11 protein-coding genes are annotated in these 14,583 nt (G+C 39.5%); 4 read left to right on the forward strand and 7 right to left on the reverse strand.

Annotation, left to right across the window (positions count from 1 at the left end; genetic code table 11):
- Window positions 1–11 precede the first annotated feature (11 nt).
- The gene (gene surE / locus ACO6S2_RS13930) at window positions 12–782 is read right to left on the reverse strand and encodes a 5'/3'-nucleotidase SurE (RefSeq protein WP_422359167.1); all 771 of its coding nucleotides are present in this window, start codon (window positions 780–782) and stop codon (window positions 12–14) included.
- A 94-nt stretch (window positions 783–876) separates the two neighbouring features.
- On the reverse strand, window positions 877–1,509 hold the full coding sequence (locus ACO6S2_RS13935) for a DUF4136 domain-containing protein (RefSeq protein WP_422359168.1): 633 nt from the start codon (window positions 1,507–1,509) through the stop codon (window positions 877–879).
- A 176-nt stretch (window positions 1,510–1,685) separates the two neighbouring features.
- On the opposite strand from ACO6S2_RS13935, the gene ACO6S2_RS13940 reads away from it, so the two are divergent.
- Together ACO6S2_RS13940 and nspC are read left to right on the forward strand one after the other, a co-directional pair.
- A complete protein-coding gene (locus ACO6S2_RS13940; protein ID WP_422359169.1) occupies window positions 1,686–2,891 on the forward strand; it encodes a saccharopine dehydrogenase C-terminal domain-containing protein in 1,206 nt (401 codons plus the stop codon).
- On the forward strand, window positions 2,891–4,018 hold the full coding sequence (gene nspC / locus ACO6S2_RS13945; protein WP_422359170.1) for a carboxynorspermidine decarboxylase: 1,128 nt from the start codon (window positions 2,891–2,893) through the stop codon (window positions 4,016–4,018). Before ACO6S2_RS13940 ends, nspC begins: the two co-directional genes overlap by 1 nt.
- A gap of 1 nt (window position 4,019) precedes the next feature.
- Here nspC and ACO6S2_RS13950 read toward each other — a convergent pair whose 3' ends face one another.
- Together ACO6S2_RS13950 and ACO6S2_RS13955 are read right to left on the reverse strand one after the other, a co-directional pair.
- A complete protein-coding gene (locus ACO6S2_RS13950) occupies window positions 4,020–5,795 on the reverse strand; it encodes a T9SS type A sorting domain-containing protein (protein ID WP_422359171.1) in 1,776 nt (591 codons plus the stop codon).
- Window positions 5,796–5,972: 177 nt separating this feature from the next.
- A complete protein-coding gene (locus tag ACO6S2_RS13955) occupies window positions 5,973–6,830 on the reverse strand; it encodes a PASTA domain-containing protein (RefSeq protein ID WP_422359172.1) in 858 nt (285 codons plus the stop codon).
- Between the two features lie 129 nt (window positions 6,831–6,959).
- On the opposite strand from ACO6S2_RS13955, the gene ddlA reads away from it, so the two are divergent.
- Window positions 6,960–8,036, forward strand: a complete 1,077-nt coding sequence (gene ddlA, locus ACO6S2_RS13960) for a D-alanine--D-alanine ligase (protein WP_422359173.1) — start codon at window positions 6,960–6,962, stop codon at window positions 8,034–8,036.
- Here the strand turns inward: ddlA and ACO6S2_RS13965 are convergent, their stop codons facing one another.
- The 3 genes from ACO6S2_RS13965 to ACO6S2_RS13975 all read right to left on the reverse strand — a co-directional run bounded on the left by ACO6S2_RS13965 (window position 8,037) and on the right by ACO6S2_RS13975 (window position 12,522).
- Window positions 8,037–11,057: a choice-of-anchor J domain-containing protein gene (locus ACO6S2_RS13965; protein ID WP_422359174.1), complete on the reverse strand. Its 3,021-nt coding sequence runs from the start codon at window positions 11,055–11,057 to the stop codon at window positions 8,037–8,039. It lies immediately after the preceding gene.
- Between the two features lie 85 nt (window positions 11,058–11,142).
- A complete protein-coding gene (locus ACO6S2_RS13970; protein ID WP_422359175.1) occupies window positions 11,143–11,406 on the reverse strand; it encodes a NifU family protein in 264 nt (87 codons plus the stop codon).
- A 27-nt stretch (window positions 11,407–11,433) separates the two neighbouring features.
- On the reverse strand, window positions 11,434–12,522 hold the full coding sequence (locus ACO6S2_RS13975) for an Mrp/NBP35 family ATP-binding protein (protein WP_422359176.1): 1,089 nt from the start codon (window positions 12,520–12,522) through the stop codon (window positions 11,434–11,436).
- Window positions 12,523–12,651: 129 nt separating this feature from the next.
- On the opposite strand from ACO6S2_RS13975, the gene dnaG reads away from it, so the two are divergent.
- Window positions 12,652–14,571: a DNA primase gene (dnaG, locus tag ACO6S2_RS13980; RefSeq protein ID WP_422359177.1), complete on the forward strand. Its 1,920-nt coding sequence runs from the start codon at window positions 12,652–12,654 to the stop codon at window positions 14,569–14,571.
- The last annotated feature ends 12 nt before the right edge of the window (window positions 14,572–14,583 follow it).

The following is a 14,583-nucleotide window of genomic DNA, read 5'->3' on the forward strand; positions in this document are numbered from 1 at the left end:
ACTTTAATCTCTCATAAGTCCCACTTTTCATTTAAATGACTAAAGGCATGATGGCCAGTAAGATCGAATTGGCATGGTACAATAGAAATATAGTTGTTGGCTATCGCCCATTCATCGTTATCCTCTCCTTTGTCATGATTCACAAAATTACCTACCATCCAATAGTAATCACGACCATGCGGGTCTCTCCTTTTATCAAACTCCTCTTCCCATCTAGCATTGGCTTGTCTCGCCACTTTTATACCCATAATAGCCTCATTTTGCTTAGGCGGGATATTCACGTTTAGCGCAATCCCTTCAGGCAGGCCATTTTTTAAAGCCTCATTAGCAATTTTCAACACATACTCATCCACATGAGAAAAATCGGCATGCCAGCTAAAATCACAAAGTGAGAATCCAATAGCGGGCGTTCCCTCAATGGCTCCTTCAATGGCAGCAGACATAGTACCAGAATAAAGCACGCTTATACTCGTATTGGATCCATGATTTATTCCACTCACAACTAAGTCTACTTTTCTCCCTTTTAATACTTCATGCTTGGCCAGTTTGATACAGTCGGCCGGTGTACCAGAGCACTTATATGCTTGAATATCTCCAAAGATGTCCGTCTTAGTTAAGCGCAAAGTATCACCAACTGTAATCGCGTGTCCCATACCTGACTGAGGCCCATCGGGAGCAACAACTACCACTTCACCGAGTTGCGCCATGAGCTCAACCAACTTTCGGATTCCTTTTGATGTGACACCATCGTCATTGGATATTAAAATAAGAGGTTTTGACATAGATTTTCATTCTTTCGTTTAGACCAACAAATAAAGCGAAAAAAAAGACCCAACTTTCATTGGGTCCTTAACATTTCTCAAAGCTTATTAAAAATCAACCGCCCTTGATGACATAACCATCTGCAATCAACCTAAACTCATTAAATATTTTTGAGGTAGCTACCTTTATATTCTTTCTTGAATCTTTATTCTCTCTTGAAAATACTCCAGAGGCATATCCTTGCCATACCGTTTGTTTCTTTTTCCGATCAAAGAATACCACAAGTAAAGTGCCATCATTCATTTCGTAATTACTGACTCTATACTCTTCACCGTCCACTTCTTCATCTTCAAAAAAATCGTCCGTTGTATTATTCTCTTTCTTTGCCCCTTCCAGAGCTTGATCGTTATTCACCCAACTTTCAAAATGAGGCTGATTATAACCTCTCAATGAAAAATCGTCATAGAATATTTTATACATCACCAGTAAGTCTGGCTTTTTAGTTTGCTTGAAATATCCCTGAGCTCCCATTCTAGAAGCAATAGTTTTTTCTAGAATTTCGCGATGATATAATGTATCATTCTCAGGACTTGTCATGAAATTGTAAGTCCGATACTTCTTGAACTTCCCTCCATAACTGTAATCAGAATCTGTAATAAAATCTTTTTGCGAGAGGCAACTTCCTAAAAGGATAATCGCGCCAAATAAACAATAGTTCTTGAGTTGTGTTGAATATGCTCTTATCATTGGTTTTTTTGATTTACAATTGAAGCATCACTACAATTACAATAATGATTGAACCCTACAATTTAAATAAAATTTATCTATTCAGGATAGAAACACAAATTTGAATTAATAAATTCCTGACTTATCAAATAGATATCAACCTTATATAAATTTGCACCCATAAAAACCTTATTAAGATGTCAAGAATTTTAATCATTGGCGCAGGCGGAGTAGGTCGTGTAGTTGCCTATAAATGTGCACAAAACTCGGAAGTATTTACAGACATTTGGATGGCAAGTCGAACCCAATCCAAATGCGATCAAATAGCAAAAGATGTTGAATCAGATCTCAATATCAATATAACAACAGCTCAAGTTGACGCTGACAATGTCCCAGAACTTGTCACTTTGATAAATAAGGTCAAGCCCAAACTTTTGATCAATGTGGCCCTTCCCTATCAGGACTTAACAATCATGGACGCTTGTTTAGAAACTGGGGTACACTATCTGGATACTGCTAATTATGAACCTAAGGATGAAGCCAAGTTTGAATATAAATGGCAATGGGCTTATCAAGACCGATTTAAGGAGGCTGGTCTTACCGCCGTGCTGGGCTGTGGATTTGACCCAGGTGTAACCAGTATCTATACAGCCTACGCTGCTAAACATCATTTTGACGAAATTCAATACCTTGATATTGTGGATTGCAATGGTGGAGACCATGGCAAGGCGTTCGCCACAAACTTCAACCCTGAGATTAACATTCGTGAAATCACACAAAATGGTCGTTACTGGGAAAATGGGGATTGGGTGGAAACCAAACCCTTCGAAATAAAGAAAGAATTAAACTATCCTAACATAGGCACAAGAGACTCCTATGTACTTTATCATGAAGAACTAGAATCACTCACTAAAAACTTCCCTAGCCTAAAAAGAGCCAGATTTTGGATGACTTTTGGACAAGAATACCTGACCCATCTGAGGGTAATTCAAAATATTGGAATGGCCTCAATTGAACCAATCAAATACAAAGGTGTAGATATTGTACCGTTACAATTTCTAAAAGAAACCTTACCCGACCCAGGGAGCTTAGGTGACAACTACGAAGGTGAAACTTCTATCGGATGTAGAATCAGAGGCTTGAAGGATGGAAAAGAAACCTCCTACTATGTCTACAACAATTGTAAACACCAGGAGGCGTTCAATGAAACCAGAGCTCAGGGAGTATCTTATACCACGGGAGTACCAGCCATGATCGGAGCTATGATGGTATTGACAGGAGAATGGACAGGTGCTGGTGTTTTTAATGTTGAAGAATTCAATCCTGACCCATTTATGGAAAAATTGAATACTCAAGGATTGCCATGGCACGAAGAACACAACATTGATTTGGAGGTCGACTAATGTCAAAATCAATACCCTCACCCAGTTTTGTTCTGGATGAACGAAAACTAGAAAGCAACCTGAAGTTGATTAAATCTGTATCTGATCAAGCTCAGATAGAAATCATTCTCGCATTTAAGGGATTTGCTATGTGGGCTGCATTTCCTATTGTTCGACAATACATCTCAGGCGCCACAGCCAGTTCTGTTCATGAAATGATGCTCTGCAACGAGCATATGAAAACCAAATCTCATACTTATGCTGTAGCCTACAAGGACAGTGAGATAGATCAGATACTCGCTGGAAGCAGCCATATCACCTTCAATTCTCTCAATCAATTGGAGCGGTTTGGCCCTAAGGCAGATGCTCAAGGTGTGTCCGTAGGATTAAGAATTAATCCTGAATATTCAGATGTTGAGACGGATTTATACAATCCCTCCTCTCCTACATCCAGACTTGGTGTAAAAGCAGATCCCTTAAAACTAAAAATTCCAGATTATGTAGAAGGCTTGCACTTTCATGTATTATGCGAATCGGATTCAGCAGCTTTGGAGCAAACACTTAAATCCGTGGAAGAAAGGTTTGGACACTTATTGCCTCAAATCAAATGGTTAAACATGGGTGGTGGACACTTGATGACAAGAAAAGACTATGACACTCAACATTTAATCAACATTTTAAAAGACTTCAAAGTCAAACACGACTTACATCTAATCCTGGAACCAGGAAGTGCTTTTGCTTGGGAAACGGGATCCCTCAAGACAACTGTATTAGACATCGTGGATAACGGGGGAGTGAAAACCGCTATTATAGATGCCTCCTTTACTTGTCACATGCCTGATTGTCTAGAGATGCCGTACCGTCCGAATTTAGCCAATGGCTATTCCGATGCCAACAATGGGAATTACCAGTATCGGTTAGGAGGCGTTAGCTGCCTGGCAGGAGATTTTCTGGAAGCTTATTCATTTGACCAGCCCTTGTCGATAGGAGATGAAATCGAATTTCTTGATATGATTCATTATACCATGGTCAAAACTAGCACTTTCAACGGCGTACAACATCCGGCCATCGGAATTATGAGAAAAAATGGGGTATTCGAACTGATCAAGTCATTTGGCTATTCAGATTATAAGAATAGACTTTCGTGACTTAGTGCTGAATTATAATCTTTTTAGTAACTGCGGCTTTTCCTTTGTACACTTTGAGGAAATAGATGCCGTTTTTAAAATTTGAAATCAGCAATTCACTAGATCGACCTACTGCGAGAAATTTGCCAGACAAATCCAGCAGTTCATACCGGTCAAAATCTCCCTGAATAGTGAGTTTTTCATTAGCTGGGTTGGGAAAGATCATTACCTCTGGTTTCAAATCATCCACACCTGCAACGACATAGTCTGAGTCTGCAAAAATGGCCCTAATCATAATCATACCCTCCACCTTTAAGTTGGGCTCCCATTTGTCCTCGGTATTCACAAAAATCTTCTGAGTACCTAAAGAACTATTGTTGTCTAGTCCAATACCTATATAGTCATTAGTAAATTGCTGAAAACCTATATAAAACTCACCCGACACAATAACTGGAGCGTCCAATTTAAAGCGGTCAAACTTATTCAACGAGGCTCCTCCCGGTATAATATAGGTCTGCTCACGCAAGAGACTAGAAGATTCTCCTGAAAGATCCTTTAGCACAGAGAGTACAATTTCCTCCCCAGAAGAAGATGGATTCAATTGGGGAAAGTAAATATCTATATGTGTTATGGTATCCGCACTTGGAACATTATAATATACAGCCAGTTGCGACTTGTTTTTATTTAATCCAGCAGCGTATTCGGCACTTCCATCATCATAAGCCAACGCTTCATGTATTTCAAAATAAGATCTAACCGTATCATTTAATCGATAGTTGTATTCCTCATCGATCAAATAAGTAATCACTTCTGCTCCTTCGGGTCCATCTATGGATTTGATAAAATAACCATCCGTTGTAGATGAGAATATTAGTTCAGTCTGAATAAAAAGAGAATCAAAGCCTGTAAAATACGAATCATTTAAAGCGGGGATAAAATTAGTATTTCGACCCATGGCTGGTAGAGAAAAGTTATCATCGCTATCATTAAGGTAATAAAGTGTTGCATCGAATTTGGAACTATCTGTGTTTGGGTAATCATAGTTTGCCAAAGTATATTCAAACTCTACTGGGTGGACTTTATTCTCTAAAGTAGCAAAGTCAAAAGATATCTCTTGATAAATGGTATCTGGGAAGTCAAATAACAAATCATACGGAATCATACTATACTCACTAAAAATAGGAGTTGGAGGTGCTGTAACTGTTCGATCTATTAAAGACTCACTTGTATCATTCCACCTATCCTGATTGAGATAAACGTAGTCTATGTGCCAGGCATCATAAGGCCCTAAACTGTTTCCAGAAGCTCTAAACCTGAATTGGAATCCCGAATGAAAGTAGTCGTCATGATCAATTTGTATAAATACTTTTTTAAACGAATCAAACAAGCTATCCGCCACACCTAACAATGCATATTCTTCATTCCACGAACCGTCTTTATCCAAGAATTCCAACTTCAACGAGTCTCTCTGCTCCGGCACCTCTCCTAGCCCTCCCATTTGCCAATAAAATGAAAACCAGACAGAATCGCGTTTATCCAGATCAACAGCTTCCAAATCGATAGGCTGAGAAGTTAGCACATCAACGGTTTCACTGTTTACTCCAGTCGGATTATGGGGACTACCAAACAGGTCGTTACCGTCAAAAGAAGCAACATTTACCGTAGGAGCAACTTTACCCAGCGTTCCGTTGATTAAAGCTCCAGTATTACTTTCCCAAAGTGTGGTATCAGCTGTGATATTTGAAAACGAAAAATCATCCCAAAATGGCAAGCTCACTGTATCCCGTATTGTATTCACTCGTGCTCCGCTTGAGCTTGATAGAGAATTTGGAATCCGGTTAATCGACTTAATCTGGATTTGCGCATAGGAAGCTATTGTCTTCATAGCGAATATCAATATTACTACCACTCTCCAAACTTTCAATTTCATACTTCTCTTAACGAAGGTTTAATTCAATATTTTATGATTTCTATTTTAATTAGATGTCAAATCCAAAGTAGGTACGTCTTCCGCAGCAGCAGAATCTACTTCCACTATCCACAAATCAATTTCCTGACCTATACGGGTGATTTTTTTCGCATTTGGAGAATGCTTAAACACTCTGCCAGGTCGGGCTTCGAGGGATTCTATTACTATATCTCCATTTGAGTCTTCTTTCTCCTTAACGATTTTCCCTTCTTTCTCATAAAACACGTCTCCCAGCTTCAATCCATATCCTCGCATCACAAACACCGCTTCGTCCAACACCATATCCGTTAGATTGAGCATTTGAAAAGTCTGATTACCCAAACCATCTCCTACTTCAAAATCAATTTTTGAACCCTTAGGTATCTCATCACCTGCTTTCAATTTTTTTCCTTGATAATACTGACCAAGAATGGTATTCAGGGCAAAATCAGGTCTATACCTTATCTCTCCTAAGAACAACCCAAGGCTTCTCAGCTCCAGTTGTGCATTTTTAAGTGAACGCTGAATCAACGATGGCATTTTAACCACTGGGGGTTTTGACGAGTTTAATGTAATGTAGATTTTTCGTCCTTCTTTTACTTTAGCATTAGCTAAAGGAAACTGCTTCAATACTGCTAACGGAGGAAACTTGGGTGAATACCCAGAATCAGGTTCAATCTCATACCTTAAGTCTCTCTCCTCTAAAAACTCACCTAAATCTTCGAGCAATATTCCTTCAAGATTAGGGACTGTCATGCTTTCTCCATGATTCGTAGTGAAAGGCAAGTAGACATAAAATACGAACAACAAAATAGCCACAGAAACTACTGCTGCCAATCCAATATGTATCAATAAGTCTTTCTTCGAAGCTCCAGTTTTACTCATTTCTTTCTTTCAGTCGGTGACGCGGCAAATTACACGGAATCAATGAAAAAATTAAATAAATGAGTGCTATAAAAAGTCAATTAAAAGAATGTTAAGTTAAATCTCTTCTTATATACATTTGCTATTAATATGGAGAACAAAATCAAAGTGGGCATCTTGTTTGGCGGTAAGTCAGCCGAACATGAGATTTCGTTGCGATCAGCAAAAAACGTAATTGAGGCGTTAGATAAAAATAAATATGAGCCAGTACTGATTGGCATCGACAAAACTGGTCAATGGCTCTATAATGAACAAACCTCACTTATTCTCCATCCTGATAATTTAGAGAAAATAAGTCTGAACAAAGAAAGTGAAAGTGTAGCACTAGTTCCACAGAGTGAAGGCCTACTTTCAGGGGCTGACCAAAAGGTAGATGTGGTATTCCCAATACTACATGGTCCTATGGGGGAAGATGGTACTATTCAGGGATTGCTGAAGTTGGCCAACATACCGTTTGTCGGTGCTGGAGTTTTAGGTTCTGCTGTCGGCATGGACAAGGACGTTATGAAACGTCTACTTAGGGATGCTGGATTACCTATTGGCAAATATGTTACAATCCGTTCTCACCAGGAGCGACCTACTTTCGGCAGTATTACGAAACAATTAGGCCTACCCTGCTTTGTAAAACCAGCCAATTTAGGGTCATCTGTGGGAATCAATAGAGTAGACAACGAAGAACAATATCACAAAGCGCTCGATGAGGCATTTTCATTTGATCACAAAGTAATTATAGAAGAATTCATTGAGGGTCGCGAGATTGAATGCGCGGTTTTGGGCAATGAAAATCCAAAGGCCTCGATTCCGGGGGAAATCTCATTTACCCATAGCTTTTACTCATACGAAGCAAAATATTTAGATGACCAAGGTTATAAAATTGACATTCCTGCCAACATTACTAATGAGCAAATCGCAGCCGTACAAAAGATGGCAATTGATACTTTTGAGGTCCTGGAATGCGAGGGTTTCGCCAGAGTAGACGTATTCTTGACAAAAGATGATAGGCTACTGGTAAATGAAATAAACACCATCCCCGGATTTACTCAGATCAGTATGTACCCCAAACTATGGGAAGCCTCCGGTATCGCTTATCCAGATTTGATTGACCAGCTATTGCAATTTGCTATAGCCAGATTTGAAAGGGAAAAACAGATCAAAAGCTCCGTATAGCTACTGCTGAATTATTATTTTGCTGGATAATTTTGTAAAGTTACCAATAGCCTGCACGATGTACATGCCGTTGTTCGTACTCTTAATATTGTCGATACGATATACTTGATTCAGTGTATTTGGGAAGGACTGTTCAGCTATCACCTCCCCATCCAAACTCAATACTCTCAATAAGATTTCTTCTTTGATGTTAAAGTTAAATTTAACCTCTACAAAATCGGTTGCCGGATTTGGAAAGGCCCTCATAGTTTCGGAAATAATAATAGGGTTATCATCGGCCGAAACAAATAGCTCAATATTGTCTAGATATAAGTTATTCCCATTTTGATTGGTGACTACAAATGCCAACCGAACATCCACATGACCAGCAAGTTCACCGAGATTAACAAAATCACTTCTCCAATCTTCAGATGTCTCTGGAGACCAAGCCGACTCATTCTGAGCTACTGCCAAAACACTGCCCTTTTTATTGTAAACTTCAAAAGGATAATCCTTGCCGCAATTCGTAGAGGCAAGAATTCGCAATCTATCATTTCTGTTTGACCTATTTGCATAAGAAACATCGAATAACATAGAAGCCTCATCTGTGTGTGAAAAGTCCAACACTGGGCTAACAAACCAATTTTCTATGTTCAATGTATCAAGATCATACCCCATAAAACTGAGCGCATAGTCACTAACATTATCTTCTCTGAATTCTGAAATTGTCCAGTTTGTAGGAGCATCCCTTCTCACATAGTACCAACCCGAACTTTCTAATGAACTCGCAAACCTCTGACGTACAGGAATTTCTTCAGAAAGAGAAGCAACTTCAAAGTTCACTGATTCCTTGTTATTGCTTAAGTCTTGATCCTCTGTTCCATTGGGTTTATCAACCTGAACAACCATTTGATAGGCGATATCAGAAAGATTTGAAACCCCTATTTCAAGCACTTCCGTCTTTCCAGGTTCAAGCAAATTTTCCAAACTAATCTCTTCCGTCTGACTCAAATTTCCATACATATAACTCAATGAGAAGCTTGTTATTGATTGGATTCCAAAATTCTTTACGTAGATATCCATTGACACATCTGATTCACAAGTAACAATCGGCAAGGATTCAATTTGTGTTATTCCAATATCATAATCATTTGCAGTACTAGAATAGATTTGGATGTCATCTAGATATAGATTATTCCCACCACCATTGCTACCTATAAAAGCAATAACGACTTCTTGACTTGCAAACTCACCAAAATTTATATCAATCTCATTCCAGTCTGATTGATCCATTGGTGTAAACGAGGCGCTTGTCTCAGGTGCAGTACTAAGGTCAGCTCCGACCTTCTCAAATAGTATATTTTCTGGCGGAAAAGTAGCTCCACAATCTGTAGACACAACTACTGTTAGTGCATCACTGTAAAACGTGGGATGATTCGCATAAGCATATTTAAACCTCAAATCGGCAGTTGACAATCCAGTTAAGTCAAACACCGGACTTAAGAAATAGTCCAACTCACCAAAGGATCCTGCCGCCGAACCAAAGTAATTTAGTATGGCCGCCTTATTTTCAGCAATTACATTAGGAGCAGTTCCAACAGTCCATGCCGATGTATTCGAATTATTGTTTTTTGTCTTCCATAAATCAGTGATTGCCTCATCTGTTCCTTCAAAATCTTCTGCCAACGGCGCAACTTGAGCAGAAGGAAAAAATGTAATTATTGACTCACAGTCATTATCTGTATTTCCATCTGTCCCTCCGTTTACAGATGCGATTTTGATCGAAATCTCATCAATATCTGATTGAATTGAAATTTCAGATGAATTGACAAAAATCGATTGTAAAGGATTTAATGTTTCATTGTATGAATCAGTAACTACTAATTCACCATCCAATAATATCTCTATGGAAAAACCAGTGATGTCATTAGTACCGTAATTTCTCACTTCCAACTGCGGTGAAAATTCCAAATCACAATTTCCAAATGTAGGTGACACAATGGAACGTATTCCTAAATCATTAACTACTTGCACAGCATCCACTTTGCCAAGACTTGTAAGCAGCTCTTTTCTTCGTGGACTGTTTTCCAAAACAGTTCTCATGCGATCACCTTGACAGGTGGTAAAAAGATTCATACATACATCATCTGTATAATCCATGTAGTTTTGAAACATATCAGTGGTAGAGCATGATGTTTGACTGACATCTGGACATCCTGAGCTGCTACTTCCTTGTATAGGTGTATCATCGCAAAAATCGTCTACACCACATCCACCATCTCCCCAGATATGTCGTAACCCCAACCAGTGTCCAACCTCATGTACTAAAGTTCTTCCTTTTGAAAAATCATCCGCATTGTAGCCCGTTCCAAAGTATTCGTAATCCACATACACACCATCGATCAATCTATTTAGATTAGGATCATTATCCATTCCCGGCTCATTAGAAACTGGAAATTTTGCAAACCCTAGCAGTCCACCACTTAGATTTGCTACCCAGATATTAAGATATTCTTCTGCTGGCCAATAGCTATTGGCTGCCAACTCCTCAGCATCATTTATAGTAAAGGAATCTTGATTCCCCACCACACGAACAATACCATCAGTAGGCAGCCCCTCAGGGTCTCTTTTAGCCAATACAAATTCTACTTTGACATCCGCAGCAGCATCTTCAAAGTCCGAAGGAGTGTTCACCTTATCGGCATTCATACGTCTAAAGTCCTCATTGAGCGTGTTGATTTGAGAAATGATTTGTTCTTGAGGGATATTGCCCATTGTCCCTTCTGATTCGCTGGAACGGTGCACTACATGCACCACCACCGGAATCTCATAAACAGTCTCACTGTAGGTTCTTCCAATTCTTTTTTGTTTGATAATCTGCTTTTCAAAGATTCTTTGTTTTAGCCAATTCTCAAATTGAGTCTTTTGCTCCTGTTGATCCATTGGTGATTTTGAATCATTAAAAAGCATGGTACCACATCTGTCTTGCGCAAAGGACAGGTTGCAGGCAGTAATCAATAAAAAAAAGAAGATGAATTTCAATCTGAAATGTGCTTTAAATCCCAAATACCATTTCAAATGAACGAAGCGAAAGGGAATAAATTGGGAGGTTAGGTGGTAAAATGTATCAGCTGATAGAGGCAACATTCACAGCATTAATGGCTTTTACCTCTGGAGCAACACGCTTAACAGCTTCCTCGATTCCAGCTTTCATTGTCATGGGAGACATTGGACAAGCTTCACACGCACCTAAAAGCTCAACTTGCACGACATAGTCATCATCAATATCAAGCAACTTAACATCACCACCATCTGCTTCCAGATAAGGTCTGATATTTTTAATGGCCTGATCAATTCTTGCTAAAAGCTCTTGTTTTTTGTCTGCTTCCATGGGGTCAATGACTTACTTACTGTAAATTTAGTTCATTTGAACAATCTTTGTCTTTTCTTTTGAGGCATTTCTTATTGCCACCTGTCTAGCTACAGTTTGAGCCAGTTCATTAAAGGCTTCCTCAGTGATTCCTTCTTTCATGACTGCAGGGTATCCACTATCTCCACTCTCCCGAATGGATTGCACAATTGGTATTTCACCTAAGAAAGGAATTTCATACTTTTCCGCCATCTTCTTACCTCCTTCTTTTCCAAATAAGTAATACTTATTATCAGGCAATTCTTCTGGTGTGAAATATGCCATATTTTCTACAACTCCTAACAACGGTACATTGATTTGAGGTTGTTTAAACATGGATAATCCTTTCTGCGCATCGGCGATGGCCACTTTTTGAGGCGTCGTCACGATCACAGCGCCAGTCACAGGTACAGACTGAACCAACGTCAAATGAATATCACTTGTTCCTGGCGGTAAATCAATCAACAAATAATCCAACTCCCCCCACTTTACATCACTTATAAACTGCTTCAGTGCTGAACTTGCCATGGGTCCACGCCAGATGATTGCATTGTCTTTTGGTGTGAGGAAACCAATCGAAAGCACTTTTACTCCATACTTTTCTATTGGGATCAGCATGTTTTTGCCATTTTCCTCAACCATGTTGGGCTGTTCATGCTCACAGTCGAACATCGTAGGCATCGATGGCCCAAAGATATCGGCATCAATAATACCAACACTTGCTCCTGTTTTAGCTAGTGCCACCGCTAAATTCGCGGTTACCGTAGACTTACCAACACCGCCTTTTCCAGACGCAACAGCAATAATGTTCTTTACATTGGGTAAAATCATCGACTTACTCCTTACACTGGTAACATCGGAGGTCATTTCGATATTTACTTTTATACCATTCGATATTGGTTCCAGCGCCTTCAAGCAATCATTCTTAATAACCTCCTTGAGCGGGCATGCCGGAGTAGTCAATACCACCGAAAAACTCAATGCATCTTCTGTGATCTCTATTTTTTGAATCATGCCCAGTGTGACCAAATCCTTTTTGAGGTCTGGATCCTGAACTTTACTCAACGCCTGCAATACTTCCTTTTCTGTGATTTTCAAGATTAAAAATGGCTTGTTCTACAATTTTTTTGCAAGTTAAAGGATATCCCTGTTTTGTATCACATAATCAAGCAATTTCGTTTTAGATTTGCACTCCGATACGGGCAAAAACAAAATCATTTCATTTAGTTGATCAAAAGTCAAACCATAGAAGAAATCAAAAGCAGGATGGATATCTATGAGGTGGTGAGCGACTTTGTTGCCCTCAAAAAATCCGGATCCAGCTACAAGGCCCTGAGTCCTTTCACAAATGAAAAGACGCCTTCTTTTATGGTGTCTCCTGCCAAGGGTATTTTCAAATGCTTTAGTACTGGCAAAGGTGGAGATGCCATTTCTTTCCTAATGGAAGTCGATGGATTGAGCTATATCGAAGCCCTCAAGTACCTGGCTCAGAAATACGCCATTACGATCGAAGAGGATGAAGTTGATCCTAACTATCAAGCTGAACAAAGTTTGCGTGAGAGTTTATTCATCACGCTAAATTTTGCCAAAGATCATTTCATTGAAAACCTCTGGAAAACAGACGAAGGGAAAAGCATTGGTCTCTCCTATTTCAAGGAACGAGGTTTTAGTGAAGAAACAATTAAGAGATTTGATCTTGGATATGCGCTAGATCAATGGCAAGGATTGATTGATGCAGCAAAGGATGCCGGTCACAAGGATGAATTCCTGGAACAAACAGGGCTAAAAATTGTAAAGGAAGACAAGGCCTATGATCGATTTCGTGGCAGAGTCGTATTCCCCATACATAACATAACTGGAAAAGTAATCGCCTTTGGTGCCCGAACGCTCAAATCCAATGAAAAAGGCCCCAAGTACATTAATAGCCCTGAGACTGAGCTCTACACCAAAAGTAAAATTCTTTATGGCATTTTTCAGGCTAAAAACGAAATCAGAAATCAGGAAAACTGCTATCTGGTTGAAGGATACACGGATGTAGTATCTCTGAGCCAAGCCGGCATTACTAACGTGGTAGCCTCTTCCGGCACATCGTTGACTGAGGATCAAATCAAGCTCATTCAGCGCTATACCAAAAATGTAACCGTACTGTTCGATGGAGACAAAGCCGGTATAAAGGCATCTATGCGTGGTATTGATATGATGCTCACTGGTGGGTTGAATGTAAAAGCTGTTCCTTTTCCTGAAGGTGAAGATCCTGACAGCTATTCTAAGCAGTTAGGTGGAGCAGCCTTTAAGGAATATCTGGATGAACATGCGCAGGATTTTATTGCTTTCAAAACTGGGATATTCTTAAAAGACGGAGGAGACGATCCGATCAAAAAAGCGGAAAGCATACGAGAGATCGTACAAAGTATATCGCTGATTCCGGATCCGATACAAAGAACTGTTTATATCCAGGAATGTAGTCGTCTGTTACATGTAGATGAAGAAACACTCATCAGCGAGACCAACAAGCTCCTACTTAAGAATAGTAAGGAAAAATGGGAAGCTCCCGTTCCTGAAATTCCACCTGAAGCCTTTGAACCTGAAAAGACCGAAACCAAAATCAGTCGTGATGACATCATCAAAGTTCAGGAGCGAGAAAGCATACGAATGCTGATCAACTATGGATCTGAGCTCATAGAAGGTATGGAAGAAGGTGAAATACCTTTGGCAGATTACTTCATGTCCGAATCAGAAGATATCACTTTCGAAACACCCATATACAACAAGATACTAGAGATATATAAGGAAAACCTGGCCCATGGCAAAATCAGCACCATCCAGCATTTTCTAGATCATGAAGACTTGGCTGTGAAACAAGCCGCGGTAGATTTATCTACGGAACGCTACGAAATAAGTACCAACTGGTCCGATAAGTTCCAAATTCATGTAGCCCATGAATCTCAGACATTAAAAAATTCGACATATACTAATATCTTGCGGCTCAAATTCCGTATCATTCAAAAGATGATTGCTGAAAATATGGAAAACATCAAATCAGCAAGCGGAGAAGAGCAGATAAATAAATTTTTAAGCATCCAGGGAGACTTGAAAAGCATGGAAATGACCATAGCTAAAACCCTTGGAAACGTAACCGTGAAGTAAACCCAAAGTAAT

The sequence above is a fragment of the Reichenbachiella sp. genome, from assembly GCF_965233835.1.
Lineage (GTDB): Bacteria > Bacteroidota > Bacteroidia > Cytophagales > Cyclobacteriaceae > Reichenbachiella.

Bases quoted from the DNA above. Each gene is read 5' to 3' on its own strand.
- ACO6S2_RS13955 (WP_422359172.1), bottom strand. From the start codon at position 6,830: ATGAGTAAAACTGGAGCTTCGAAGAAAGACTTATTGATACATATTGGA.
- nspC (WP_422359170.1), top strand. From the start codon at position 2,891: ATGTCAAAATCAATACCCTCACCCAGTTTTGTTCTGGATGAACGAAAA.
- ddlA (WP_422359173.1), top strand. From the start codon at position 6,960: ATGGAGAACAAAATCAAAGTGGGCATCTTGTTTGGCGGTAAGTCAGCC.
- ACO6S2_RS13970 (WP_422359175.1), bottom strand. From the start codon at position 11,406: ATGGAAGCAGACAAAAAACAAGAGCTTTTAGCAAGAATTGATCAGGCC.
- ACO6S2_RS13935 (WP_422359168.1), bottom strand. From the start codon at position 1,509: ATGATAAGAGCATATTCAACACAACTCAAGAACTATTGTTTATTTGGC.
- surE (WP_422359167.1), bottom strand. From the start codon at position 782: ATGTCAAAACCTCTTATTTTAATATCCAATGACGATGGTGTCACATCA.
- ACO6S2_RS13940 (WP_422359169.1), top strand. From the start codon at position 1,686: ATGTCAAGAATTTTAATCATTGGCGCAGGCGGAGTAGGTCGTGTAGTT.